General features: G+C 58.8%; 31 protein-coding genes and 4 pseudogenes. 9 read left to right on the top strand and 26 right to left on the bottom strand.

All coding sequences use genetic code 11. From position 1 onward, the window contains the following. Positions 1 to 36: 36 nt before the first annotated feature. From GKE73_RS12030 to cydP, 13 genes and pseudogenes are all read right to left on the bottom strand, one after another. Complete coding sequence (locus GKE73_RS12030; protein WP_230371474.1) at positions 37 to 381, bottom strand: AMP-binding enzyme; 345 nt, start codon at positions 379 to 381, stop codon at positions 37 to 39. Between the two features lie 93 nt (positions 382 to 474). After that, positions 475 to 1,647: pseudogene (locus tag GKE73_RS12025) on the bottom strand (AMP-binding protein); the annotation flags it as partial. 277 nt (positions 1,648 to 1,924) lie between these two features. Beyond that, on the bottom strand, positions 1,925 to 2,137 hold the full coding sequence (locus tag GKE73_RS26585) for a response regulator transcription factor (protein WP_230370206.1): 213 nt from the start codon (positions 2,135 to 2,137) through the stop codon (positions 1,925 to 1,927). A 6-nt stretch (positions 2,138 to 2,143) separates the two neighbouring features. Continuing rightward, on the bottom strand, positions 2,144 to 2,446 hold the full coding sequence (locus tag GKE73_RS26580; protein ID WP_230370205.1) for a response regulator: 303 nt from the start codon (positions 2,444 to 2,446) through the stop codon (positions 2,144 to 2,146). Between the two features lie 7 nt (positions 2,447 to 2,453). Then, positions 2,454 to 2,681: an ATP-binding protein gene (locus tag GKE73_RS25825; protein ID WP_376767348.1), complete on the bottom strand. Its 228-nt coding sequence runs from the start codon at positions 2,679 to 2,681 to the stop codon at positions 2,454 to 2,456. 342 nt (positions 2,682 to 3,023) lie between these two features. Further along, a complete protein-coding gene (locus tag GKE73_RS25820; protein WP_376767347.1) occupies positions 3,024 to 3,596 on the bottom strand; it encodes a hypothetical protein in 573 nt (190 codons plus the stop codon). 297 nt (positions 3,597 to 3,893) lie between these two features. Next, positions 3,894 to 4,001, bottom strand: coding sequence for a cytochrome bd-I oxidase subunit CydX (gene cydX / locus GKE73_RS12005; protein ID WP_230370203.1), 108 nt, complete (start codon positions 3,999 to 4,001; stop codon positions 3,894 to 3,896). Positions 4,002 to 4,021: 20 nt separating this feature from the next. Then, positions 4,022 to 4,408 (bottom strand): NifB/NifX family molybdenum-iron cluster-binding protein, encoded by a 387-nt coding sequence (locus tag GKE73_RS12000; RefSeq protein WP_230370202.1) that lies wholly within the window; start codon positions 4,406 to 4,408, stop codon positions 4,022 to 4,024. A 10-nt stretch (positions 4,409 to 4,418) separates the two neighbouring features. Next, positions 4,419 to 4,721: a cytochrome d ubiquinol oxidase subunit II gene (locus GKE73_RS23465; RefSeq protein ID WP_312854438.1), complete on the bottom strand. Its 303-nt coding sequence runs from the start codon at positions 4,719 to 4,721 to the stop codon at positions 4,419 to 4,421. Between the two features lie 94 nt (positions 4,722 to 4,815). Further along, positions 4,816 to 5,556: pseudogene (gene cydB / locus GKE73_RS11995) on the bottom strand (cytochrome d ubiquinol oxidase subunit II); the annotation flags it as partial. Then, positions 5,556 to 6,137, bottom strand: coding sequence for a cytochrome ubiquinol oxidase subunit I (locus GKE73_RS11990; protein WP_230370201.1), 582 nt, complete (start codon positions 6,135 to 6,137; stop codon positions 5,556 to 5,558). The pseudogene cydB and the gene GKE73_RS11990, both read right to left, overlap by 1 nt. Beyond that, a complete protein-coding gene (locus GKE73_RS11985) occupies positions 6,094 to 7,131 on the bottom strand; it encodes a cytochrome ubiquinol oxidase subunit I (protein WP_230370200.1) in 1,038 nt (345 codons plus the stop codon). Before GKE73_RS11985 ends, GKE73_RS11990 begins: the two co-directional genes overlap by 44 nt. Then, positions 7,124 to 7,306, bottom strand: coding sequence for a cytochrome oxidase putative small subunit CydP (gene cydP / locus GKE73_RS11980; protein ID WP_230370199.1), 183 nt, complete (start codon positions 7,304 to 7,306; stop codon positions 7,124 to 7,126). Before cydP ends, GKE73_RS11985 begins: the two co-directional genes overlap by 8 nt. A gap of 364 nt (positions 7,307 to 7,670) precedes the next feature. Here cydP and GKE73_RS11975 point away from each other — a divergent pair, with 364 nt between their 5' ends. From GKE73_RS11975 to GKE73_RS26575, 4 genes are read left to right on the top strand one after another with little or no spacing between them, the layout of a single operon-like run. After that, a complete protein-coding gene (locus GKE73_RS11975) occupies positions 7,671 to 8,216 on the top strand; it encodes a sigma 54-interacting transcriptional regulator (protein ID WP_230370198.1) in 546 nt (181 codons plus the stop codon). Continuing rightward, the gene (locus GKE73_RS11970) at positions 8,186 to 8,416 is read left to right on the top strand and encodes a sigma 54-interacting transcriptional regulator (RefSeq protein WP_230370197.1); all 231 of its coding nucleotides are present in this window, start codon (positions 8,186 to 8,188) and stop codon (positions 8,414 to 8,416) included. Before GKE73_RS11975 ends, GKE73_RS11970 begins: the two co-directional genes overlap by 31 nt. A 22-nt stretch (positions 8,417 to 8,438) precedes the next feature. Beyond that, positions 8,439 to 8,606, top strand: a complete 168-nt coding sequence (locus GKE73_RS11965) for an AAA-type ATPase lid domain-containing protein (protein WP_230370196.1) — start codon at positions 8,439 to 8,441, stop codon at positions 8,604 to 8,606. A 20-nt stretch (positions 8,607 to 8,626) separates the two neighbouring features. Continuing rightward, on the top strand, positions 8,627 to 8,824 hold the full coding sequence (locus tag GKE73_RS26575) for a hypothetical protein (protein WP_230370195.1): 198 nt from the start codon (positions 8,627 to 8,629) through the stop codon (positions 8,822 to 8,824). Between the two features lie 140 nt (positions 8,825 to 8,964). Here the strand turns inward: GKE73_RS26575 and GKE73_RS11955 are convergent, their stop codons facing one another. The 6 genes from GKE73_RS11955 to GKE73_RS11930 all read right to left on the bottom strand — a co-directional run bounded on the left by GKE73_RS11955 (position 8,965) and on the right by GKE73_RS11930 (position 11,968). After that, positions 8,965 to 9,858: an ATP-binding protein gene (locus GKE73_RS11955; protein WP_230370194.1), complete on the bottom strand. Its 894-nt coding sequence runs from the start codon at positions 9,856 to 9,858 to the stop codon at positions 8,965 to 8,967. Further along, complete coding sequence (locus GKE73_RS11950) at positions 9,789 to 10,325, bottom strand: sensor histidine kinase family protein (protein ID WP_230370193.1); 537 nt, start codon at positions 10,323 to 10,325, stop codon at positions 9,789 to 9,791. The genes GKE73_RS11955 and GKE73_RS11950 overlap by 70 nt, the downstream gene beginning before the upstream one ends. After that, complete coding sequence (locus GKE73_RS11945) at positions 10,322 to 10,984, bottom strand: response regulator (protein ID WP_230370192.1); 663 nt, start codon at positions 10,982 to 10,984, stop codon at positions 10,322 to 10,324. Before GKE73_RS11945 ends, GKE73_RS11950 begins: the two co-directional genes overlap by 4 nt. Before the next feature lie 72 nt (positions 10,985 to 11,056). After that, positions 11,057 to 11,356, bottom strand: a complete 300-nt coding sequence (locus GKE73_RS11940; protein ID WP_230370191.1) for a cytochrome b/b6 domain-containing protein — start codon at positions 11,354 to 11,356, stop codon at positions 11,057 to 11,059. Further along, positions 11,353 to 11,601: a cytochrome b/b6 domain-containing protein gene (locus tag GKE73_RS11935; RefSeq protein ID WP_230370190.1), complete on the bottom strand. Its 249-nt coding sequence runs from the start codon at positions 11,599 to 11,601 to the stop codon at positions 11,353 to 11,355. Before GKE73_RS11935 ends, GKE73_RS11940 begins: the two co-directional genes overlap by 4 nt. Positions 11,602 to 11,698: 97 nt before the next feature. Further along, positions 11,699 to 11,968 (bottom strand): PepSY domain-containing protein, encoded by a 270-nt coding sequence (locus tag GKE73_RS11930; protein WP_230370189.1) that lies wholly within the window; start codon positions 11,966 to 11,968, stop codon positions 11,699 to 11,701. A 201-nt stretch (positions 11,969 to 12,169) separates the two neighbouring features. Between GKE73_RS11930 and GKE73_RS11925 the strand changes: the two genes are divergently transcribed. The 3 genes from GKE73_RS11925 to GKE73_RS11915 all read left to right on the top strand — a co-directional run bounded on the left by GKE73_RS11925 (position 12,170) and on the right by GKE73_RS11915 (position 13,871). Next, a complete protein-coding gene (locus tag GKE73_RS11925) occupies positions 12,170 to 12,538 on the top strand; it encodes a UDP-2,3-diacylglucosamine diphosphatase (RefSeq protein ID WP_230370188.1) in 369 nt (122 codons plus the stop codon). A 247-nt stretch (positions 12,539 to 12,785) separates the two neighbouring features. Further along, positions 12,786 to 13,007 (top strand): hypothetical protein, encoded by a 222-nt coding sequence (locus GKE73_RS11920; protein WP_230370187.1) that lies wholly within the window; start codon positions 12,786 to 12,788, stop codon positions 13,005 to 13,007. Positions 13,008 to 13,055: 48 nt separating this feature from the next. Further along, the gene (locus tag GKE73_RS11915; protein WP_312854566.1) at positions 13,056 to 13,871 is read left to right on the top strand and encodes a glycosyltransferase family 4 protein; all 816 of its coding nucleotides are present in this window, start codon (positions 13,056 to 13,058) and stop codon (positions 13,869 to 13,871) included. Positions 13,872 to 14,623: 752 nt separating this feature from the next. Here GKE73_RS11915 and GKE73_RS11910 read toward each other — a convergent pair. Further along, positions 14,624 to 15,298: an isocitrate/isopropylmalate family dehydrogenase gene (locus GKE73_RS11910; protein WP_312854437.1), complete on the bottom strand. Its 675-nt coding sequence runs from the start codon at positions 15,296 to 15,298 to the stop codon at positions 14,624 to 14,626. 1 nt (position 15,299) lies between these two features. Further along, complete coding sequence (locus GKE73_RS23460) at positions 15,300 to 15,626, bottom strand: isocitrate/isopropylmalate family dehydrogenase (protein WP_280954907.1); 327 nt, start codon at positions 15,624 to 15,626, stop codon at positions 15,300 to 15,302. A 419-nt stretch (positions 15,627 to 16,045) separates the two neighbouring features. Between GKE73_RS23460 and GKE73_RS11905 the strand changes: the two genes are divergently transcribed. Beyond that, a complete protein-coding gene (locus GKE73_RS11905; protein WP_230370186.1) occupies positions 16,046 to 16,834 on the top strand; it encodes a ferredoxin--NADP reductase in 789 nt (262 codons plus the stop codon). 162 nt (positions 16,835 to 16,996) lie between these two features. Here GKE73_RS11905 and GKE73_RS23455 read toward each other — a convergent pair whose 3' ends face one another. From GKE73_RS23455 to GKE73_RS11890, 4 genes and pseudogenes are all read right to left on the bottom strand, one after another. Beyond that, positions 16,997 to 17,203: a hypothetical protein gene (locus GKE73_RS23455; protein ID WP_280954906.1), complete on the bottom strand. Its 207-nt coding sequence runs from the start codon at positions 17,201 to 17,203 to the stop codon at positions 16,997 to 16,999. A 37-nt stretch (positions 17,204 to 17,240) separates the two neighbouring features. Continuing rightward, the gene (locus GKE73_RS23450; RefSeq protein WP_280954905.1) at positions 17,241 to 17,594 is read right to left on the bottom strand and encodes an acid-shock protein; all 354 of its coding nucleotides are present in this window, start codon (positions 17,592 to 17,594) and stop codon (positions 17,241 to 17,243) included. Between the two features lie 233 nt (positions 17,595 to 17,827). After that, positions 17,828 to 18,631: pseudogene (xth, locus tag GKE73_RS11895) on the bottom strand (exodeoxyribonuclease III). A gap of 82 nt (positions 18,632 to 18,713) precedes the next feature. Beyond that, a complete protein-coding gene (locus tag GKE73_RS11890) occupies positions 18,714 to 20,339 on the bottom strand; it encodes a phosphoethanolamine transferase (RefSeq protein ID WP_230370185.1) in 1,626 nt (541 codons plus the stop codon). A gap of 484 nt (positions 20,340 to 20,823) precedes the next feature. On the opposite strand from GKE73_RS11890, the gene GKE73_RS11885 reads away from it, so the two are divergent. Continuing rightward, a complete protein-coding gene (locus GKE73_RS11885) occupies positions 20,824 to 20,997 on the top strand; it encodes a hypothetical protein (RefSeq protein ID WP_230370184.1) in 174 nt (57 codons plus the stop codon). A gap of 232 nt (positions 20,998 to 21,229) precedes the next feature. Here the strand turns inward: GKE73_RS11885 and GKE73_RS11880 are convergent. Further along, a pseudogene (locus tag GKE73_RS11880) lies at positions 21,230 to 23,265 on the bottom strand (M3 family metallopeptidase). Positions 23,266 to 23,363 lie beyond the last annotated feature (98 nt).

The following is a 23,363-nucleotide window of genomic DNA, read 5'->3' as shown; positions in this document are numbered from 1 at the left end:
TCTAGAGTGTCCAACGGTTTATTTTATTAAACTCAATCAGTTGGCCCACTGGTAATCCTTGAACATCTCGCGCAGTTTCATCTTTTGCAGCTTACCGGTGGCGGTGTGCGGCAGCTCGTCAACAAACGCCACATCATCCGGCGTCCACCACTTGGCAATCTTGCCTTCGTAGAACGCAATCAGTTCGTCGCGGCTGGCGCTGCAACCCGGTTTGAGCACCACCACCATCAACGGGCGCTCGTCCCACTTGGGATGGAACACGCCAATAGCTGCCGCTTCGGCCACGGCAGGGTGGCCCACCAGAATGTTTTCCAGTTCGATCGAGCTGATCCACTCGCCACCCGACTTGATCACGTCCTTGGTACGGTCGGTGATCTTCATGTAGCCATCCGGGTCAATCGTCACCACGTCACCGGTATTGAACCAGCCATCCGGAGTGTGGCTGTCGTCCTGATCTCGGCGGAAGTACTGCCCCAGTACCCAAGGGCCCTTCACTTGCAGGTTGCCAAAGGCCACGCCGTCATGCGGCAGCGCCTTGCCTTCGTCGTCGACAATGCGGATCTGCACGCCAAAAATCGGCCGACCCTGCTTGGTGTGCAGGTTGCGCAGGGTTTGCTCGTCGGCACCGCGGTGTTTGAACTTCGGCGTGCTGGTGGTGCCGCACGGCGACAGTTCCGTCATGCCCCACAGTTGGCGCAGTTCGGCGCCGTGTTCAGCCAACTTGTCGATCATGCTCTCCGGCGCGGCCGAACCGCCCACGATCACGCGTTTGAGGCTGCGCATCTTGAGATGATTCTTTTCGCAGTGCTGCAACAGCATCATCCAGACCGTCGGCACCCCGGCGGTCATGGTTACCTGTTCGCTTTCGATCAGTTCATACAGGTTGACGCCATCCATCTTCGGCCCCGGCAGCACCAGCTTGGCACCGTTGAGGGTGCAGCTGTACGGCAGGCCCCAGCCGTTGACGTGGAACATCGGCACCACCGGCATCACCGCACCTTCGGCCGAGATGTCGAGACTATCCGGCAGCGAGCTGGCGTAGGCGTGCAGCACGGTCGAACGATGCGAGTACAGCACGCCTTTGGGGTTGCCCGTGGTGCCGGAGGTGTAACACAGGCTGGAGGCGGTGTTTTCGTCAAACTCCGGCCACTCGTACTGGTCGCTATGGCTGTTTACCGGTCTTCATAGCACAGCAGATTCTCGATGGAAGTTGCCGCCGAGCATGTGGGCACGGTCGGTCATCAACACAAAATGCTTAACGGTGGAGAGTTCGGCGGCGATCTGTTCCACCACCGGCAAGAAGGACAGATCAAACATCAGCACGCGGTCTTCGGCGTGGTTGATGATGTAGGCAATCTGTTCGGCAAACAGTCGCGGGTTGACCGTATGGCACACAGCACCCGAGCCGGATACCGCATAGTAGATTTCATAATGACGATAACCGTTCCACGCCAGCGTGCCGACACATTCCCCCGGTTTCACCTCCAGCGCGGCCAGCGCATTGGCCAGCTGACGGCTGCGCTTGGCAGCATCGCGATAGGTGTAGCGATGAATGGGACCTTCCACCGTGCGCGAAACGATTTCGCTGTCGCCATGGTAGGTTTCAGCGTGTTTCAGCAAACTGGAGATCAGCAACGGTTGGTCCATCATTTGTCCGCGCAGCAGCATAGTTTATTCTCCCTTTATCATCATGGTTGCGGCAGTAACCATTGACAGTAGAAGGGATAGACCATTTACTCCAATCATATTTTTTGATGAAGGTTGTAAAGCTTGGCTGATGGCAGCAAAGTTGACGTTTACGTCAACTTACCTATGTCGTGAGAATAAAAAGAAAAATACAAAAGCAGCTAAAACCGGTTAAACCACGATAAAATCCGGAAAAAATCAGAAAAACCATCGAAAAATAAACATCCAACCCAAGCCATCAGCTCTTTACAGGTTTCTTGGCCAACATGCGCTGCACCGAACGGCGGTGCATGTTTAACGCTCGTGCGGTAGCTGAGATATTGCCATCATGCTCGGCCAGCACCCGTTGCAAGTGCTCCCAACTGAGGCGTCGTAGCGACATTGGCTGCGGCGCCACCGGCAAGTCAGGGTTGGCCGAACACTGGGCAAACGCCGCCAGAATTTCATCCACCGATGCTTAAGCGGCCAGATACTGCACCGCCCCCAGCTTGGTTGCTTCCACCGCCGTGGCAATGCTGGCGTAGCCGGTCAGCACGACAATCTCTGTTTGCGGACACACCTCGCGCAACAACGGCAACAGCCGCAGGCCACTATCCCCTTCCAGATTCAGGTCAAGCACGATCCGCTCCGGATTATCCGCCGCCTGCATGAGCGCCGATTCGGCATCACAGGCCACCGTCACGGTGAAATCACGGCGCCGCAACGAACGCGCCAGCACCGTGGAAAAAGCCTCGTCGTCGTCAATCAGCAAAAAATCCATCGCTCTCTCATTCCCTTGTCAACGGCAGGCTGACACGCGCATGCACGCCGCCCTGCGGCCGGTTATCCAGCGATAATGACCCGCCCAACCGGGCCAGTGTGGCGTGGCTCAACATCACCCCCAGCCCCATGCCAGCCGGTTTGTCGGAAGCCAAGGGGCGCAGGGCGCGCTCCAGCTGTTGCGGCGTCAGACAGCCCTCGCGGTTGATGATATCCAGCTGCAACTCGCCCTCCACCAGCTAGCCAGACACCTCCACCTCGCCGCCACCGGCGTCCGCCGCGTTGTTGATCAGATTGAACAGCGCTTAACCAGAACGCCGCCTCCAGCCGTACCGGCGGGTCATCGCCCTGCGGCGGTTGCCAGTGCAGCCGCACATCCGGCCGCAGCGAGCGCCAGCCTGACAAGCGTTCGGCCAACATGGCAAACAGCGGCGCGGCCGCCTGTTGCGGCTCCGAGCCATGCTTCAGCCGGGCCAGTGCCTCACGACAACAACTCAACTGCCCGCGCATCAACGCCAGATCGTCGCCCAGACCCGGTACCGAGGCATGTTCGCTTGCCAATTCGTCCACCAACAAGGTCAGGGTATTGATCGGCGTGGAAAGCGAATGCGCCGCACCGGCCGCCTGCATGCCCACCGCCAGCAGCTGTTCTTCACGCAACTGGGTTTCACGGGCAGCCGCCAGCGCCGCCTCGCGTTCGGCCAACTGCCGCGCCAGCCGGAGACAAAACCGGCAATTAACAGTGCCGACAAGGCAAAAGTGAGCCACATGCCGATCAAATGCAGATTGAAGGCGTAAGCGGCATCATGCCCCGCCACCGGCCGGGCAGGTGCCAGGGCAAACAACAGCCCATACAGCACCAGAGTCAGTACGGCCAAAGCCCGGGCAAACCAGCCCGGAGACAACAATGCAGCCAGCAGCACTGGCGGCAGATACAACGACGCCAACGGGTTAGCCGCGCCGCCGCTGAACGCCAACAACTCGGTCAGCGTCAGCACATCCAGCAACAGACCGAGTTGCAGGATCAACCGCACCGGCCCGCCACGTCGCAACCAGAGCGACAACCCGCCGTGCGCCAGCAACAACGTCAACAGCGCTTGCCCCAGCAAGCCCCATGGCAATGCCACACCCCAAGCCCAGCAGACCAGCAAGGCGCCACCGCTTAACCAGCAGCATCAGGCTGCGCAAATAACCGAGCAGGGTGACGGAACGCGACAAATCGGCGGCAAAACGGGGCGGTGACAGGGGCGGCAAGGAGGGCATCATGTCGGCTACTTTACCATTGCCGACGCGCCGCTGTACCGCGACATTTTGTCGCATTCCATTGCTCCGGCTACCACACGGGCATGTCATCGATACGGCCACCAAGCGGGCGCGCGACACGAACAACAGGCATAAAAAAAGCCGGAACAGCTGTTCCGGCTTGGGGTGAACCCCCATCACTGCTTTCAGGCAGAAATGTCGTCGTCCACTCTCAGGTTTTCTTCAATCACGGCATTGACCACGGCCAGCAACAGGGCCAGCGGCAATCCCAGCATCCAGGCAAAGTACCACATTTATTGACTCCTTTAATCGGTTAGTGGTGACAACCACTGCTGCCATCCAGCGCATGGCCCGACACGGCCGGGCAAACCTCCAGCGTCGTCACCGCTTTACGCCACCAGGCTTGCGCCGCCGAGACCGGGTCGCTCTCCGTGGTGACGACCGGAACAATCCCGCTGGCCTTGAGCCGCAAGGCCAAGCCATCGCCCATCGACCCGGCGATGAGGACCGCAGCATGTCGCAACGGATGATCGGCCAGATCGGGATGCAGCTGAAAACGCTGCGTCGCGGGGATCTGCAACAGCTCCGAGCGGACGCAACGGCCATCCTGCTCATCCAGTTCCACCTGTACGAAGCGGCAGCATTTACCCGCATGCGGCGTGACGCTGTGACCATTCTGAGCACATACGGCAATCAGCATAGCCCGGTCCTCAATAGGCCGAATGGTCATTGGCACGAATATCGTCTTCCGTCACCTTGCCCCACATGACCTTGTACGCCCAACTGGTGTAGGCAATCACGATCGGGGTAAAGATGACAGCGGCCACCAGCATGACCACCAGCGTGAAATGCGACGACACGGCATCCCACACCGTCAGGCTGGAGCGCGGATCGGACGAGGACGGCATGATGAACGGGAACATGGAAATCCCGGCCGTGGCAATAATCCCGGCCATCGACAACGCGGATGACCAAAAGGCTTTGGTAAGCTGCTGCAAGCGGGCAAACAGCACCCCGGCCAGCGCGGCCAGAATCCCCAGCCCAGGGCGCCAACCAGGTTAGCGGATAACGCGCGTAATTGGTCATCCATGCCCCTTGCCCTACCGCCACGGTTTTTTGCAGCGGGTCAGGGAAGCCGTTAGGGTCGATCACGCTGGTGATGACGTAACCGTTCAACCCCTTCCACACCCAGACACCAGCCAGGGCAAAGGTCACAACCGTCAGCAGGCCAAACAGTTGTGAAGCGGTGCGGCTACGCTGGTAGACCTCTTTTTCCGTGCGCATCATCAGATAGTTGGCACCGTGGAAAGTGATCATCGAAGTGCTCACCAGCCCGGCCAACAAGGCAAACGGATTCAGCAGCGCCCAGAACGTGCCGGTATAGAACGGCCGCAAGGTTTCATCAAAATGGAACGGCACCCCTTGCAACAGGTTACCGAACGCCACACCGAAAATCAGCGGCGGTACGGCGCCCCCAACAAACAGGCCCCAGTCCCGTGTACTGCGCCAGGTCGGGTTGGCGATCTTGCTGCGGTAATCAAAGCCGACCGGACGGAAGAACAACGCCCACAACACGGCCAGCATGGCCCAGTAAAAACCGGAAAACGCCGTCGCGTACACCACCGGCCAAGCCGCAAAAATGGCGCCGCCACCGGTAATGAACCACACCTGATTACCATCCCAGTGCGGACCAACGGTATTGATCACCACACGACGCTCCACGTCATTGCGACCAACAAACGGCAGCAGCGTGCCCACACCCATGTCGTGGCCATCCATGATGGCAAAACCGAGGAGCAGAACCCCTACCAGCAGCCACCAAATCAGTTTCAGGGTTGCGTAATCCATTAATGCGCTCCTTTCAGCTCAGCACGCGCCGGTTTTTCCAGGGCATAACGACCGGTTCCCGGGCTGGACGGCCCCATCTTGGCGTACTTCACCATCAGGAACATTTCCACTACCAGCAAACCGGTATAGAACAGCACAAAACCGGTCAGCGACATGGCAATACTGGTAGGCGTCAGACTGGAGGTAGACAGATGCGTCGGCAGAATGCCGTAAATCGTCCACGGCTGACGGCCATACTCGGCCACCACCCAGCCCAGCTCGGCGGCCAGCCACGGCATCGGAATCCAGTACAGCGCCCACTTGAGCAGCCAGCGTTTCTCGGCAAAGGTATTTTTCAGCGAGAACCACAATGCCAGACCAAACAACAGCAGGAAGCTGAAGCCCAGAGCCACCATCACACGGAAGCTCCAGAACATCGGGGCAACGTTAGGAATGGTGCTCCACGCGGCCTGATCCATAATGGCCGGGGTCGCCTGACGCACGTCGGCCACGTATTTCTTCAGCAACAGGCCAAAGCCCAGATCTGCCTTGTGCACCTCAAACGCGGCTTTCAGCTGTGGATTGTTCTGATCCTTGCGCAAGGCTTCCAACGCAATCACCGCCAGCTAAGCCGTTCTCGATACGCCCACGGTTTTTGGCAACGATTTCATGGATACCCGGAATCTGTTTATCCAGCGAACGCGTGCCGATCAGCCCCATCACGTAGGGAATTTCAATGGCGTAATGGTTGGTTTTGGCCTCCTGATCCGGAATGGCAAACAGCGTAAAGCTGGCCGGTGCTCTAACGGTATGCCACATCCCCTCAATCGCGGCCATCTTGGTTTGCTGCGATTCACCCACGGTGTAACCGGATTCATCGCCCAGCACGATCACCGACAAGGCCGAGGCAAAACCAAAGGCTGCCGCCACGCGGAAGCTGCGACGCGCAAAGGCAACATCACGATTGCGCAGCAGATACCAGCTGGACACCCCCAGAACAAAACAGGAAGCCACGACATAACCGGCACTGACGGTATGCACGAACTTGGCCTGCGCCGCCGGGTTGAACAGCAAGGTGGCAAAGCTGTCCATTTCCATGCGCATAGTGTGGTAGTTGAAGCTGGAGCCAACCGGGTCCTGCATCCAGCCATTGGCCACCAGAATCCACAAGGCCGACAGATTGGAGCCGACCGCCATCAGAATGGTCACCAGCAAATGCTTGGCTTTGGACAGACGGTTCCAGCCAAAGAAGAAAATCCCGATGAAGGTGGATTCCAGAAAGAATGCCATCAATCCTTCAATGGCCAGCGGAGCGCCAAAAATGTCACCGACATAATGCGAGTAATACGCCCAGTTGGTACCAAACTGGAACTCCATGGTGATGCCTGTCGTCACCCCCGTGGCAAAGTTGATACCGAACAATTTCCCCCAGAAGCGGGTCATGTCCTGGTAAATCTGCTTGCCGGTAATCACATACACCGACTCCATGATGACCAGCATCCAGACCATGCCCAGCGTAAGCGGCACAAACAGGAAGTGATACAAGGCTGTCACGGCAAACTGCAGCCTCGACAGGTCGACTAGCGCATCAGTCATGCATTTTCCTTTCCACAGAGGGCGCATCCGGTGAAGCAGCCAAGCGAGCCGCTACTGCTTCATCCGTCACATCATGCGGCCCGGAAAACCAGACCAGCTTGATGATCACGATCAGCACCAGCTTGACCAGCAATACCGCCACGATCTCTCTGGCATAGCGATTTGACAGCTTCACAGATAAACCCTTTTTCATAAAAGTGACTCCCACCATCTACTGCAACTGGCGTGCCAGCATCATTCGGCCAACATTTCGGCCAATTTTTGCTGGAAAACACCTGTTTACCTTGGGCAATACGCTACAATCCATCCGTAAACTGACAAATCTGTCAGTTCAATCCCGCCATTAATGTCATGACACCACCCTCGAACGCCAATAACCTGGCATCGCTACGCAACATGATCGATGCGCTAGACGATCCTTGTATCCTGATCGATCGTCAGTACCAGATCCTGCACGCCAACCACGCCTACCGCATGGCGTTTGGCGAGGATGCCATCGGCCACAGCTGCTACGAGCTGTCGCACAGCTACGAGCGCCCTTGCGACCGGCGGGTGAGACCTGCCCGCTGGCCGCCACACTGGCCAGCGGCGAGCCGCAACGGGTATTGCATGTGCACCACACCTCCAGTGGCGCACAACACGTCGATGTCGAGCTGTCGCCGTTTTCCGATGCCAACGGCGATGTCACCTACTTCATCGAACGCATGAAGCTGATTCCCCACACCAGCAGCGAGGCCTCGCCGGACAAGCTGGTCGGCCAATCGGCGCCCTTCCGCCGCATGCTGCTGATGGCCAGCCGGGTGGCGCGCAGCCATGCCGCCGTGTTGCTGCTGGGCGAATCGGGCACCGGCAAGGAAGAACTGGCCAAATCCATCCACGATGCCAGCCAGCGCCATCACAAGCCGTTTGTGCCAGTCGACTGCTCCAGCCTGACCGAGAGCCTGCTGGAGAGCGAGCTGTTCGGCCATGAAAAAGGCGCCTTTACCGGTGCCACCCAGCGCAAGCAGGGCTTGGTGGAAGCCGCTCAAGCGGTGGCACGCTGTTCCTCGATGAGGTGGGCGATATTCCACTGGCCCAGCAGGTGAAACTGTTGCGCCTGCTCGAATCCGGAACTTTCCGCCGGGTGGGTGGCGTGGAGCCGGTCAAGGCCAGCTTCCGCCTGATTTCCGCCACCCACCGTCCGCTGACCGAGATGGTCCGGGCCGGGGAATTCCGCACCGATCTTTATTACCGCCTCGCCACCTTCCCGATCGAACTGCTCGGCGCTGCGCCAGCGGCGCGATGACATTCCACTGCTGGCAAAAGCCATGCTGCAGCGGGTGGCCCCGGAGCGCGATCTGGCCCTGTCTCCCGCCGCACTGGCGCAACTGATGAACTACGACTTCCCCGGCAACATTCGCGAACTGCGCAACATCATTGAGCGCGCCAGCCTGCTGGCCGATGGCCAGCTGATTGAACCGGAGCACCGGCATTAAGCGCCACCGACCCGGCCACGTTGGCCGAAAACCCGTTCCAGTGTCCGCTGATTCCTCTGGAGCAACTGGAGCAGCGCTACCTGCGCTGGGCCTTCCTCCAATATCCTCAGGATAGAGCAGCCCGGCGCGGCAACTGGGCATTTCCGAACGCACGCTGTACCGCAAACTGGGCAAGTCGTTACCGCTGTAATCCGCTTAAGCGATTCGGCCAACCCTGACAAAACGGAGGCACAAAAAAGAAAGGCCCGTCAGGTCAAGACGGGCCGCAACACTTGGAGAGGGACTGGTCAGGCCCCGTCATGTGATTAGACTAATGGTTTGAAGCAAAAAGAAAAATGCGACCGATTGTCGCACCGCCTCAGCGGCGGTGCAGGCTGGCGATCAGGCCGCCAGCGGGTTGGTTGTTCAGGTCGAGAGTCAGACCGTGCAATTCGGCAATACGTTCCACAATCGACAAGCCCAGACCACTCCCGGCGACATCCTGCCCCGGCGGCCGGAAAAAGCGCTCGCGCACCCTTGCCAGCCACTGCGGGTCGATGCCCGGCCCGTTGTCGATAACCGCTACCCGCTCGGCGGATAACTCCAGCACCACCTCAGCCCCATCCGGCGAGTAGCGGATGGCGTTATCCAGCAGGTTGCGCAACAACAGGCCGATCAGGGTGTCGTCCCCGGTCAGCGGCAGTACCGCACCGGCATCTACCAGCAGGTTTCGTGCCAGCGTGATGTGCTTTTGTTGCGCGGCGGGCTGCACGTCACTCAGCACCCGTTCGCTCAGGCGTGCCCAGTCGATCGGCTGGGCGGCCGCTGGCGCCGACATCGGGTCCAGCCGTGACAGAGCGAGCAATTGCTCGATCAGCCGCGTGGCGCGGTCGATCCCCAGCTGCAACTGGGCCAGCGCGCGCTGACGGCTGGCATCGTCCGGCATCAGGCCGATCACCTCGGCCTGCACCTTGAGCGCCGCCAGCGGCGTACGTAATTCATGCGCCGCATCGGCGGTAAAACGTTGCTCGCGTTCCAGCGTTTCCGCCACGCGGTTGAACAGCGCATTGAGCGACTGCACTAGCGGCAGGGTCTCGCTTGGCACGCTTTCCGGCAGTGGCGTACGGTCTCCCGGCTGACGCAGACGCAGACTTTCGGCCAACCTTTGCAGTGGCCGCAGGCCGCGCCGTACCGCCCACAGGATCAACAGCAGCAATACCGGCAGGCCAAACAGCCATGGCACCACCTGCGCCTGAATGACTTTGGACACCACCTCGTGGCGCAAGGATTGGCGCTGCCCCACCGCCACCAGACGTGAACCATCCGGCGCTTAAGCAGATAGAACAACCGCCAGTCGTGCTCATGTTTGCCGCTAATGGTAAAGAAGCCACGCCGTTCCGGATCGTAGGTAAAGCGCTTGCCCTTGCCATCGGCCAGCAACAACGCGCCATGCTGGTCCCAGACCGCCACACCGATGTCGTCATCGTCCGTGCCGCCCGCGTCACCGCGGCCGATCAGATGCTTGGTGTCGGGAAGCGTGGGGGGCCGCTCGTCATCCTCGCCGGTGAGCTGTACGGTCAGCAACTGGCGGGCAAACAGCGTCAACTGGGTATCGTAGAGCTCATCCACTTCATGATGGGCGGCATACACGGCAAAGCCGGTGGCCATCAGCCAGATCAGTGGCACGGACACCAGCAAGAGCACGGCCAATCGGCCCTGCAGACTGGTAAGCCCCTTCATGCCGGATCTCCCAGCGTATAACCGATGCCGCGCAGGGTACGGATGAAGGTACTGCCCAGCTTTTTGCGCAAGTGGTGGACGTGCACTTCCACCGCATTGCTATCCAGCTCCTGATCCCAGCCGTACAGTTTTTCTTCGATCAGTTCACGCGGCAGCACGCGTCCCTTGTGGCTCAGCAACAGCTCCAGCAACGCCAGTTCGCGCGCGGTCAGTTCCAGCGGCGCCCCATCCAGCGTGGCACAGCGCCCCACCGGGTCATAACTGAGCTTGCCATGCGTCAGTTGCGGCGTGCTCTGACCATGGCGGCGGCGCAACAAGGCGCGCAAGCGCGCCGCCACTTCGGACAAGGCAAACGGCTTGACCAGATAATCATCGGCACCGGCATCCAGCCCGCCCACGCGGTCCTGCAACGCATCACGCGCCGTCAGCACCAGCACCGGCACGTCCATGCCAGCAGCACGCCAGGCGGCCAGAACCTGCATCCCATCCATACCGGGCAAGCCCAAATCCAGCACCACGGCATCGTACGGCGCGGCGGATAATGCCGCCTGCCCATCCTTGCCGTTACGGAACCAGTCCACGGCAAAGCCCAATTGGGTCAGTCCCACCTTGAGGCCATCACCGATCAGTGCATCATCTTCCAGTACCAAAATCCGCATGGGTCATTCTTCCGGGTTACGCGTTATGCCGCACTGTATGCCAACTGGCGAGGCCATGCCATACAGCAAACCTCAGCCCTGTTTTTCGGCCAACTTGCGCTCTTTCACCCCGGTCACCATGGCCTTGATCAGGTTGACGCGGCTCAGATGGCTCATCAGCAATGCCGCCAGCACATGCAAGCCCACCAGCCCCATCAGGGTATTGGCCAGTGCCTCGTGGATACCTTCCATGGTTTCGTCGCCCCAATAGGCATCGGTGCCCAGCAGATAGCCCGTTACGCCCAGCGCCAGAATCAACGCCATCAGCGCCAGCATCATCAGCGCGCCCAGCGGATTGTGGCCCGGATGCGTATCCGGCCGACCGGCCTTCATGCCCAGTGCTGGGCCAGACGGCGCGGCGTCGGGAAGAAGTCGGCAAAGCGGGCATAACGGCTGCCGACAAAGCCCCAGACCAGGCGTGCCACGACAAAGCCGGTGGCGAGGTAACCCGTCCAGCGGTGCGGAGCTTCGCCACTTTCCAGCAGGAACAGGTTAGCCAGCACGCAGCTCACTACCGTCCAGTGAAACACGCGGACAAAACCGTCCCAAACCTTGATGCGTTCTACTGTTGTTGTCATTTTCGTTCTCCAATAAGCCGTTTGCCCAAGCCGACCATATCGACTTGGGCAAACGGCTTGCGGCAGGCTGCCCGCCCCAAAGCCCGCGCAGCAATGATTAGTTCTGCACTTCGCTCTTGACCGGCTTGCCGGACACGGTGTCAAAGTAGATTTCTACTTTCTTGTTGTCCTTGTTCTTGCCGTAGATTTCGTAGCATTCGCCACTTACCTTGAACTTGTTGATCTTGTAGCCTTGGTCGGTCAGTTGTTTCTTGAACACGTCTTGCTTGATCCACTGGTCTTTCGGGTGAGCCGGGCAGTTAGCGGCAGCGAAAGCGGCAGGGGCAACAACAGCAGCCATAACGGCGGTCAGAATCAGTTTTTTCATGGGAAATCTCCTTGCGTAAGTTGGGGTACGTCCTGTGTACGGCTGCCATTTAACCGCCCCAGCCTTAACGCTACCTTAACCCTGTAAATTCTTTCATCTACCCTCCAGCAAAGCGTCATTCTGCCGTCACCAAATGCTCATCAAGCTGTCACCGGGCCATGCAGCATGACTCGCGTCACCCAGGGCTTACGGACACTCGACATGCCGCCTGATACGCCCTCTCAAACCCCACGGCGCTTGCGCGCCATCTGGATTTCCGACGTCCATCTCGGCACCTCGGGCTGCCGGGCCGAACACCTGCTGGATTTCCTGCGCCATCACGAATCGGACTATCTCTATCTAGTCGGCGACATCGTGGACGGCTGGCAGCTGAAAAAATCGTGGTACTGGAAGCAGCACCACAATGATGTGCTGCAAAAAGTGCTGCGCAAGGCACGCAAAGGCACACAGGTCATCTATGTCCCCGGCAACCACGACGAAGCCGCGCGGCAATATACCGGGCTGGACTTCGGCGGCATCGCCATCCGCCGGAGGCCGAACACACCACTGCCACCGGCCAGCGTCTACTGATACTGCATGGCGACGAGTTTGATGGCGTCATCCAGTACGCCAAGTGGCTGGCATATGTCGGCGACACGCTCTACACCCTGATCCTGCAGCTCAATCGTGGCTTCAACTGGGGTCGCAGCAAGCTTGGGCTGCCTTACTGGTCGCTATCGCAGTACCTCAAGCACAAGGTCAAGAATGCCGTCAATTTCATCAGCGACTTCGAAACCATTCTGGCTTAGGCGAAGCACGGCGCCGCGGTTTTGACGGCGTGATCTGCGGCCATATCCACAAAGCCGAAATCCGCCACATCGACGGCATCCTGTACGGCAACAGCGGCGACTGGGTCGAAAGCCTGTCCGCCTTGGTCGAACACCCGGATGGTCAACTGGAAGTGGTGTACTGGACCACACTCCGCCCGCAACCGGCCGCGCAGGACAACGATTCGGCCAACCTTGACACCCCACAACCGGAGCAAGCATGCGCATCCTGATCGTGACCGACGCACTGGCAACCGCAAGTCAACGGCGTAGTACGCTCGCTGACCGAAACCGTACGCGAACTGATCCAGCTGGGGCACAAGGTGGAACTGATTACGCCGCTGGAGTTCCGAACCCTGCCATGCCCCACCTACCCGGATATCCGCCTGTCCATCCTGCCTTACCGTCAGGTGGCGGCCCGCATCGAAGACTTCTCGCCGCACGCCATCCACATTGCCACGGAAGGCCCGCTCGGGCTGGCCGCCCGCCGCTACTGCCTGCGTCACAAACTGGTGTTCTCCACCGCCTATCACACCCGTTTCCCGGAATACATTCAGGCCCGCAGCGGCCTGCCACTGGCACTCAGTTACGCCTGGATGCGGCGCTTCCACAACGCCGCCCAGGCCGTCATGGTGCCCACACCCAGTATCACCAAGGCCCTCAGCGCCCGAGGTTTCAAGAATGTCGTGTTGTGGAGCCGCGGCGTGGATACCGAACTGTTCAGCCCGGGCGAACGAACACGGCTGGACGACTCCGCCCCGCCACGCTTTGTCTACATCGGCCGGGTGGCAGTGGAAAAAAACATCGAAGCCTTCCTCAAGCTGGACCTGCCCGGCAGCAAGTGGGTCGTTGGTGACGGCCCGCTACTGCCGCGCCTCAAACGCGACTACCCAGACGTTCACTTCGCCGGGGTATTTCCACAGCAGGAGCTCGCCCGTTTTTATCGTGCAGCCGATGTGTTCGTCTTTCCCAGCCTGACCGATACCTTTGGTCTGGTGTTGCTCGAAGCCATGGCCTGCGGCACGCCGGTCGCCGCCTATCCGGTTGCAGGCCCTCTCGACGTAATCGGCGATAGCGGTGTTAGGCATACTCCATGAGGATCTGCGCCAGGGCCTGTCTGGAGGCGCTCAAAATAGATCGCGCCCATGTGCGGCGCGTGGCCGAGCGCTATTCATGGTCCGCCGCGGCACATCAGTTCGAGCAGCATTTACACCCCAATTCGCCGGGATTGCTGGCCCATATCAGTCAAGGTTTGTATTGAGAAACACCAGACCAGATCCCGTGAAAAAAATTTCTTGCAACGCGTTGCAAGTGATCTATATTGGAACTGGGCAACAACATGGAGGGCATCGAATGAGTCAGTGGCGAATTTGTGGCAGCCTTGTTTACCCGATCGGTGTCCAGACCCGACTGCGAGAAGCAGTCCAATCAGGTCAGCCGCTGTAACGCGACTTCCGGGCACCACCTAGCGTCCATCAAGGATGCATGAACAACAAGGCTTCCGCAGCCTGACGCGAAAAGTTAAATCAGCTTTACAACAGATCGTACACGGATAGGTAAGGGGCGATGCCCCTGAACATGCCCGTCGAGGGTAAGTGGTTCTCACGTGATGCCCGGTTTCGTTCCAACCAGTAATGGCGATGGAATCAGGGGCAAAACGGGGAGCTTGGATGATTAACCGTGATGCTGTGTCATACAGCCTGATCTTTGGTAACGACTCTGGTGGAGTCGGCATCGTTGGCTATCGATGGCTCGCCAGAGCAGAAGTTGTCGGTTACTTTTCGTTCTTTATGTCATACAAAGAGGGCGGCGCCATCAGGTGCCGCCCTCTTCCGTTTACTGACAATCATCAATCTGCCAGGCGCTGCAATACCGCATCGGTCAGCACCTTGGTGGAAACTCCGGGCACCGCACAATCCGGCGTCGCAATCCCCGCAGCCGGGGTCTGCTGCACGGCGTGCTCGATTTTTTGCGCCAGTTCAGGCTTCTGCCACCAATCCCGCAGCAACATGGAAACACTCAGCATCGCCGCCACCGGATTGGCAACCCCCTTACCGGCAATATCCGGTGCTGAACCATGTACCGGCTCGGCAATGGCCGCAGTATCTCCCAGATTCAACGAAGCGGCCAAGCCCAGACCACCGCCAAAGGCCGCTGCCAGATCCGACAAGATGTCGCCATACAAATTGGGGGCCAACAACATGTCGAACTGTTCCGGCGCCTGCGCCAACTTCAGGGCCGCCGCATCCACCAGCAGTTCGTCCACGATGATTTCTGGATAGTCACGCGCGACCTCACGCGCACAATCGCGGAACAGGCCATCGGTCAGCGGCATGATGTTGGCTTTGTGGATCACCGTCATCCGCTGGCGGCCATTACGCCGGGCCAGTTCGAACGCCCGGTGCGCCACTCTCAGCGACGCCTCCCGGCTGATGCGCTTGATGGCCACCGCCACATTGCCATCGCTCTGCTCTTCACCCACATACAGGTCTTCGGTGTTTTCCCGCACGATGATCAGATCCACGTTAAGCACGGCAACCGGCCAGCGGTAACGTCAGGGTTGGCCGAATATTGGCATAGCAACCCAGCTCGCGGCGCAGTTGCACAATGGGCGAACGATAACCGGCAACCTTCTGCAACGGTGAACTGACTGCGCCAAACAGCACAGCCTGACAGTCCCCGGCACAGTCAAGCGTGGCAGGAGGCAACGCCGTACCGGTCTGCTGGAAAGTTTGCCAACCGGCTTCAGCCCGCACGATTTCCACTTGTGGCAACACGGCGTGCAATACCGTGAGCGCCGCCGGTACGACTTCACGGCCAATGCCATCCCCCTCGATTACACACAGCTTCATAGTTCCTCCCACCTGTTTGATCTTTGCTGATGTTACCAAGTTAGCGGCCCGTGTCAGGGAAAAATGCTGGAAACAAGCCGGAGAAAGACAAGCTGAACAAACATTCCAAGCGTGTGGCAACAAAACATTTCGGCGCAATTTTTCGTGCATTTAAGAATAACGAGGAATAACATCAGCAAAAATAAATCGTTCGTGGCCACTCTTTGTTTAAGGTAACATGCTGTTAAATATGGTTTTCCATGACACAACACCCTGCCCCGCTTGGGGTCGCACGCCCATGGTCGCGCGTCGTGTCAGACATCGTGTCCTTTCATAACCTGAGAACGGCCCGCAACCTTGAGCAGAGATGCGCCAAACCGGATAGAATCTGCATCAACTCGTCATTCTCTCGATTCTTTGGATAGTGAGCAGCAAGATATATGTCCTCTCCCTCGTCTAACGTTACCGCCGAACGTGTCCTCTCCGTCCATCACTGGAACGACACCCTGTTCACCTTTACCTGCACCCGCGACGCCGGTCTGCGCTTCATCAACGGCCAGTTCGTAATGATCGGGCTGGAAGTCAACGGCAAACCGTTGATGCGTGCCTACTCCATCGTCAGCTCCAACTATGAAGAGCATCTGGAGTTCTACAGCATCAAGGTTCAGGACGGCCCGCTGACTTCGCGTCTGCAACACCTGAAAGTGGGCGATACCGTCCTCATCAGCAAGAAACCTACCGGCACGCTGGTTCAAGACAACCTGTTGCCGGGCAAGAACCTGTATCTGCTGTCGACCGGTACCGGCCTCGCACCGTTCATGTCCATCATCAAAGACCCGGACGTGTACGAACGCTACGACAAGGTAATCCTGACCCACGGCGTGCGCTGGGTGAGCGAACTGGGTTATCACGACTACATCACCAAAGAGCTGCCAAATAACGAGTACTTCGGCGATCTGGTGCGTGAAAAGCTGATTTATTACCCGACCGTTACGCGTGAGCCGTTCCGCAATCAGGGCCGCCTGACCGACCTGCTGTCCAGCGGCAAGCTGTGTGCCGATATCGGTTTGCCGCAGTTGAATCCGGCCACCGACCGTGCACTGATCTGCGGTAGCCCGGTGATGCTGCACGATCTGTGCGAAATGCTGAACGGCATGGGCTTCAAGGAGTCGCCGCGCATGGGCGAACCGGCCGACTACGCCATTGAGCGCGCATTTGTAGAAAAATAAGCGTTGATACGCTGCTGAAAAAGGCTGGCTTGCTGCCAGCCTTTTTTGTTTCGCGCCTGCGAAACATCGGGCACGTCAGGCAGCGCCGCATGAAAAAAGGGGAGACAAACTGTCTCCCCTTTTTACCAACTGGCCAACCGGATAACGCGTTGGCCCGGCTGATTAGTTGGCAGCCGAAGCAGCTACCTTAGCCTTTTTCACAACGTGATGTTTCTTGGCAACGTGTTTCTTCACAACCTTCTTGGCCGGGGCCTTGGCAGCTTCAGAGGCATCAGCCTTCTTGGCGGCTTGGGCTTTTTGTGCAGCAGCGGAAGCAGCAACCTTGGCTTTCTTCACGGCGTGATGTTTCTTGGCAACATGCTTCTTCACAGCTTTCTTGGCCGGGGCTTTGGCAGCTTCAGAGGCTTCAGCCTTCTTGGCAGCCCTGGGCTTTTTGTGCAGCAGCGGAAGCAGCAACCTTGGCCTTCTTCACAGTGTGGTGTTTCTTGGCAACGTGTTTCTTCACGGCTTTCTTGGCCGGAGCCTTGGCGGCTTCCGACGATTCAGCCTTGGCGGCCTGAGCCTTCTGAGCCGGAGCGGAAGCAGACTTTTCAGTTTTCTTCACGGCCTTCTTGGCGTGGTGAATGCCAACCGGATGTTTCTTGGCGGCCGGAGCCACTTTGGCAGCCGGGGCAGAAGCAGCCACCGGAGTCGCCGCGAAACCGGCAACGGAAGTCAAACCAAATACGGTACTCAGCAGAATCAGGGGCAGCTTTTTCATGTTCGGTACTCCTAGAAAGGAATGAGGAGGAAATCTCCAGACACTCATATGTGGTGTGTCTATGAGTCGTATCCTAGCCCTGCTGCCGCACGGAATCTGTGAGGTCTGTGTAAGGGGGATGTAACGCCGCGTACAACGGCCGAAAAAGCGGCAGGCCAGCTGGCTGGGTTGGCCGAAAGCTGGCTGGCGATGATCTGCAAACGGGTAACCGGGCAACGGTTTCGGCCAACCTGTTACCCCGAAGAAAGCGATACAGGCCGGATCAGTCGGCCGTGGGTCAGGACGACGGGCGTGTGGTCAGACGGGCGTTCCCACTTGCGCGGCGCCTTGTCGATGATGCAATCCTGCGCACGTGCCTTGAGCGCGGCGGTAATCAGGATGTGGTCGATACGCACGCCCTTGTTGCGCCGGAACATCATCGCGCGGTAGTCCCACCAGCTGTATTGTTTGTCTTCCTGATTGAACAACCGGAAGCTGTCGGTCAGCCCCAGATCCAACAGGCGGCGGAATGCTTCGCGCTCCGGGGTGGAACACAAGACCTGTTCGGCCCAGCCTTCCGGATCATACAAATCGCGGTCTTCCGGGGCGATGTTGTAATCGCCCAGCAGCGCCAGCTGGGGATAACTGGCCAGTTCGCTGGCAACGTAACGCTCCAGCGCGGCCAACCATTGCAGCTTGTACTGATACTTGGGCGAATCCACCGCTTCGCCGTTGACGAAGTAGGCACAGATGACGCGCACACCGTTGACGGTGGCGGCAATTACCCGGCGCTGCTCATCGTCGTAGCCGGGAATGCCCGGCTGCACCTGTTCCAGCTGATGCGCCTCGCGCACCAGAATCGCCACGCCATTGTAGGTTTTCTGGCCGAACCAGGGCGGCGCGATAGCCCGCTGCCTCGATGGCGGCCAGTGGAAAGGCGTCGTGGTCCATTTTCAATTCCTGCAAGCACAGCACATCGACCGGTGTTTCGGCCAACCATTGCAACACTTGCGGCAGACGAACCTTGAGCGAATTGACATTCCGGTGGCTAAGCGCATCGACAGTTTCCTTTTCCCCAAAACCAAGGCCGCCACCTTAACCGGTGACGGCCTTGTTGTCAGTCATTTTCCAGCGTGATGTCTATTTGCGACAGCTGGCAAACATGTCCTGCTGACGATCATAAACCTTGGTCTGCACGCCCATCAGCCCCAGCACCGAGTGGAACAGGTTGTCATGGCTATAGGCCTGCGCCTTGCGGCTTTCCAGACATTGCTGGTTCAGCCCCACGTCCTGACGGAAGCTGTCGGAGAACCACATCATGGCCCCGATATGCTTCTGCGCTTCTGGCGCAAACATGTATGGCGTGCCGTGCAGGTACATGCCGTTTTCCCCCAGCGATTCGCCGTGGTCGGACATGTAGATCATGCCGGTATTGAATTTCTGCTGGTTGGCACGCAGAAAATCGATCACGCCGGACAGCATGGTATCGGTGTAAAGAATGGTGTTATCGAAGCCGTTGATGATTTGCTGCTGGGTACAACGCGGCAGATCGCTGCTCTGGCACACCGGCTTGAACTTCTCGAACGCTGGCGGATAGCGTTTGTAATACGCCGGGCCGTGGCTGCCTTTCTGATGCAGCACCAGCACCACGTCGCGATCGGATTGCTCGATCATGCCTTGCAGGTTGTTCAACAGCACTTCATCCCAGCACTCATCGCTGGTACACAGTTTGGCATCCTTGGCATCCGCCAGATCCTGATAGGTCACCCGGTTGCACACTTCTTTGCAGCCGGAATTATTGTCGCGCCAGATAACATTGAAGTAAGCACGCTTGAGGATGTCCAGCAGGTTTTCCTGTCGTACCGCCTTGTCACCGGCGTAATTGGCACGCCCCATGCCGGAGAACATGCAGGGCACGGAGACGGCCGTTTCGGTGCCGCAGGAATGCACGTTGGACAAGTTGATCAGCCCGGCCTGTTTGGCCAGTTTGGGGTTGGTCTCACGGCCATAACCGTTGAGCGAGAAGTGATCGGCGCGTGCGGTTTCCCCCACCACGATGACGAACACGGTCTTGCGTTTATGCTGGTTCCAGTTGACCGCACGCTTGGCGTCAGCACCATAGGGCGCAATCACGATCGGGCCAGTATTTACGTGGTCTTGGTAATAACCGTAAGTAGCCTGAATGTAGTTGCTCGGCGTAACAATGGTCTTGAGCTGGCGGTTATTGCGGAACAACGAGGCAAAATCCTGATAACCGGCCATGGCCACGCCAAACAACACCCCGGCCGACAGCAGCACGGTCAGCAGGCGCACGCCCACTTCCTTCAGCGGCGCGCGGTAGCGAATCGGGGTTTTCCACAGCCACCACACCGGCAACGCCCCCAGCACCAGCACAAACAGCGCCATCTTCACCGTCAGCAGGTCGCGCACTTCGCGGCCGTCGGTCTGGATGGCGTTTTGTACCATGTGGGTGTCGATCATCACCCCGTACTGGTTCATGAAATAGGTGACAAAAGCGGTGCTGACCAGTAGCACGCTGAATACCGGTTTGAGCAGATATGGCCGGGCAAACAACGCCAGCACAAAATTGAGGAACGCCAGCAGCAGCAAGAATGACTCGGCCAGCACCTTGACGCCATGTCCGTCCAGCGGACCAAGAATACGCAGCATTTCGCGCCAGAACGGTACGTTGTAGAACACCAGCAGCGCCAGTGACAACAGCAGCGTCAGGCGTTCGGGAGACAAAGGTCGGTTCAGAAACTTCATGTAATAAGCAGACGCTGGAGAGCCGAAACCCAACAGACCAGCACGAGGGCTGGCGGTTCCGGACTGAATGAAAAAAGCGGCACACGACCGCACGGCGGCGTTGATCGAATGTCTGGCCGACGCCATGCCCGCAGGCATGCTGATCGACAAACGATAAATATCCCTGCTAAACGCCACGCCTAAGACATCCGGCTGACACGGCCATGGCTCCATGCCACGCAGCGGGCATTATAGAGAGCCACTCGTTACCCGCAAATGTCTTGGCTGACGATTTCGGCTGCTCATGCCCTGACAGCATGGCAGATCAGGCTTAACACGGCCTTAACCGCAGTGGCACGGCTGGCTTATCCGATCAAAACGACAGATTCCAACCCTAGCCACGATAGAAAAGCCCTGTTTTTAGCCAGCATCCAGCCATGGATATGATCAAATCATGAAAAACCGGCAAATCAGTCTAGAATGAAGGCGTTATGGTTACCGGAGCATGAAATTGTCTTCCACCGTCAAGCGGATGCCGCCACTGGCACACCGCCCTGTTCATCCGTCACACGCCACTCTGGCCCCGATTGCCCCACCGTTTGCCCTGCCTACCCCGTCATTTCCGACCGAGCGAACCCACCAGCCGCCGCACAAAGCGCCGGACGAGCCACCGCGCTAAGCACATCGGCCACCGTGGTGCCGCGCTGACACCACCGTTTCGGCCAACCTTGCCCGCATAAAAAAACGCCCCCGGTGTGACCGGAGGCGGATCAAAGACGCGTTATCAATGTCCATCGCGGGCAAGGATAAGGTCTGGCTCGCTTGCTGCTCTGGAGATTACCCGGAGCAATAAATTAGAGCCGACCGGATTGCGGGGAGTTCCCGCTTGATCGATTATTTTTTGTGCAATGTCACACGGCCTCTTCCACCATGCCGGAATGGCGCAGCAGTGCGTCGATTTGCGGATCACGGCCACGGAAAGCACGGAACGATTCCAGCGCGGAGCGGCTACCGCCCACGGCCAGCACTTCGTCCCAGAAGCGTTGGCCGGTTGCCGCGTTGGCACCACCGGCTTCCTCGAAGGCCGCATAGGCATCGGCCGATAGAACCTCGGCCCACTTGTAGCTGTAATAGCCTGCCGAATAACCACCGGCGAAGATGTGGCTGAAGCTATTGGGGAAGCGGTTATAAGTTAACGGCACGTTCACGGCCACTTCCTGACGGACCTGATCGAGCAATTGCAACCAGTTACCGTGCTCGGCATCAAAATCGGTGTAGAGCAGCATGTCGAACAGGGCAAACTCCAGCTGGCGTACGGTGATCATGCCGCTCTGGAAGTTTTTGGCCGCCAGCATCTTGTCGAACAGCTCACGCGGCAGCGGCAAGCCGGTTTCCACATGGGCGCTCATGCCTTGCAGCACGTCCCATTCCCAGCAGAAGTTTTCCATGAACTGGCTGGGCAGTTCCACGGCATCCCATTCCACGCCGTTAATGCCGGAAACACCCAGCTCATCCACGCGGGTGAGCATGTGGTGCAGGCCATGGCCAAATTCGTGGAACAGCGTGATCACTTCGTCGTGGGTGAACACCGCCGGTTTGTCGCCCACCGGGCGGGTGAAGTTGCAGGTGAGATAGGCCACCGGCGTTTGTACGGTATCGCCCTTGACGCGACGACCACGGGCGTCGTCCATCCACGCGCCCGGGCGCTTGCCTTCACGCGAGTACAGGTCGAAATAGAAGCTGCCGACCAGTGCGCCATCCTTGAGAATATCGAAGAAACGCACGTCCGGATGCCAGACCGGCGCGCTGCTGTCGCGTACTTCCACGCCGTACAGGGTTTTCACCACGCCGAACAGCCCCGGCAAGACTTTGCTTTCCGGGAAGTATTGCTTCACTTCTTGCTCGGAGAAGGCATAACGCGACACGCGCAGCTTCTCCGAGGCGTAGGCGATGTCCCACGCTTCCAGAGTATCCAGCCCCAGTTCTGCGCGGGCAAAGGCTTCCAGCTCCTGCCGATCCTTGACGGCAAACGGTTTGGCACGGTGCGCCAGATCACGCAGGAAGGTGATCACCTGCGCCGGGCTTTCCGCCATCTTGGTGTAGAGCGACAGCTCGGCATAATTGGCAAAGCCGAGCAGTTGCGCTTCTTCGCGCGTCAGCTGCAGTTTCTCGCGAATCACGGCGGTGTTGTCGTGTTCGGCCGGCCAAACTCGGAGGCGCGCATCGCATAGGCGTCGTACAGCTGCTTGCGCAGTTCGCGGTTATGCGCGTACTGCATCACCGGGAAATAGAACGGAAACTGCAGCGTGATCTTGTAGCCGCTCTTGTCATCTGCGGCTGCCGCGGCGGCAAACAGCTCAAGCGCATCGTCCGGTACGCCAGCCAGTTTGGCCTTGTCGTCCAGATACAGGCTAAAGGCATCGGTGGCGTCCATGACGTTTTGCTCGAAACGGGCCGACAGTTCGGCCAACTTGCTCTGGATTTCGGCAAAGCGCGCTTTTTGCGCCTCCGGCAATTCGGCGCCGGACAGACGGAAATCGCGCAGATCGTTGTCGAGGATCTTCTTGCGTGCAGCGTTGTAACCGGCATAGTCCGGCGCGGCCGCCAGTGCCTTGAAGCGGTTGAACAACGCCAGATTCTGGCCCATTTCGGTCCAGAATTCGGAAATTTTCGGAATATTGGCGTTGTAGGCATCGCGCAGCGCCGGGGTGTTGACCACAGCGTTGAGATGGCCCACCACGCCCCAGCAGCGCGACAGGCGCTCGGTGGCATCGGTCAGTGGTTCGATGAAATTACACCAGCTGGGGGTATCGGTTGCCGCCGTCAGGTGCGCCACGGTCTGGCGGGCTTCGGCCAACAGTTGCTCGACAGCAGGGGTGATGTGTTCGGGCCGGATGTCTGCAAAACGGGGCAGACCGGCAAAATCAACAAGCGGATTATCATTCATGGTGTGGGCATCCTGTAACGGGCCGTTGGCGGTATGATGGGCAGACTGATGGCGCCAGCCAGGCAGCGTGGTGCCGGGCAACAGCTACGGCAGGGCAT

The organism is Paludibacterium denitrificans (genome assembly GCF_009707705.1).
Classification (GTDB): domain Bacteria; phylum Pseudomonadota; class Gammaproteobacteria; order Burkholderiales; family Chromobacteriaceae; genus Paludibacterium_A; species Paludibacterium_A denitrificans.
This window is presented reverse-complemented; position numbering and strand designations above follow the sequence as displayed.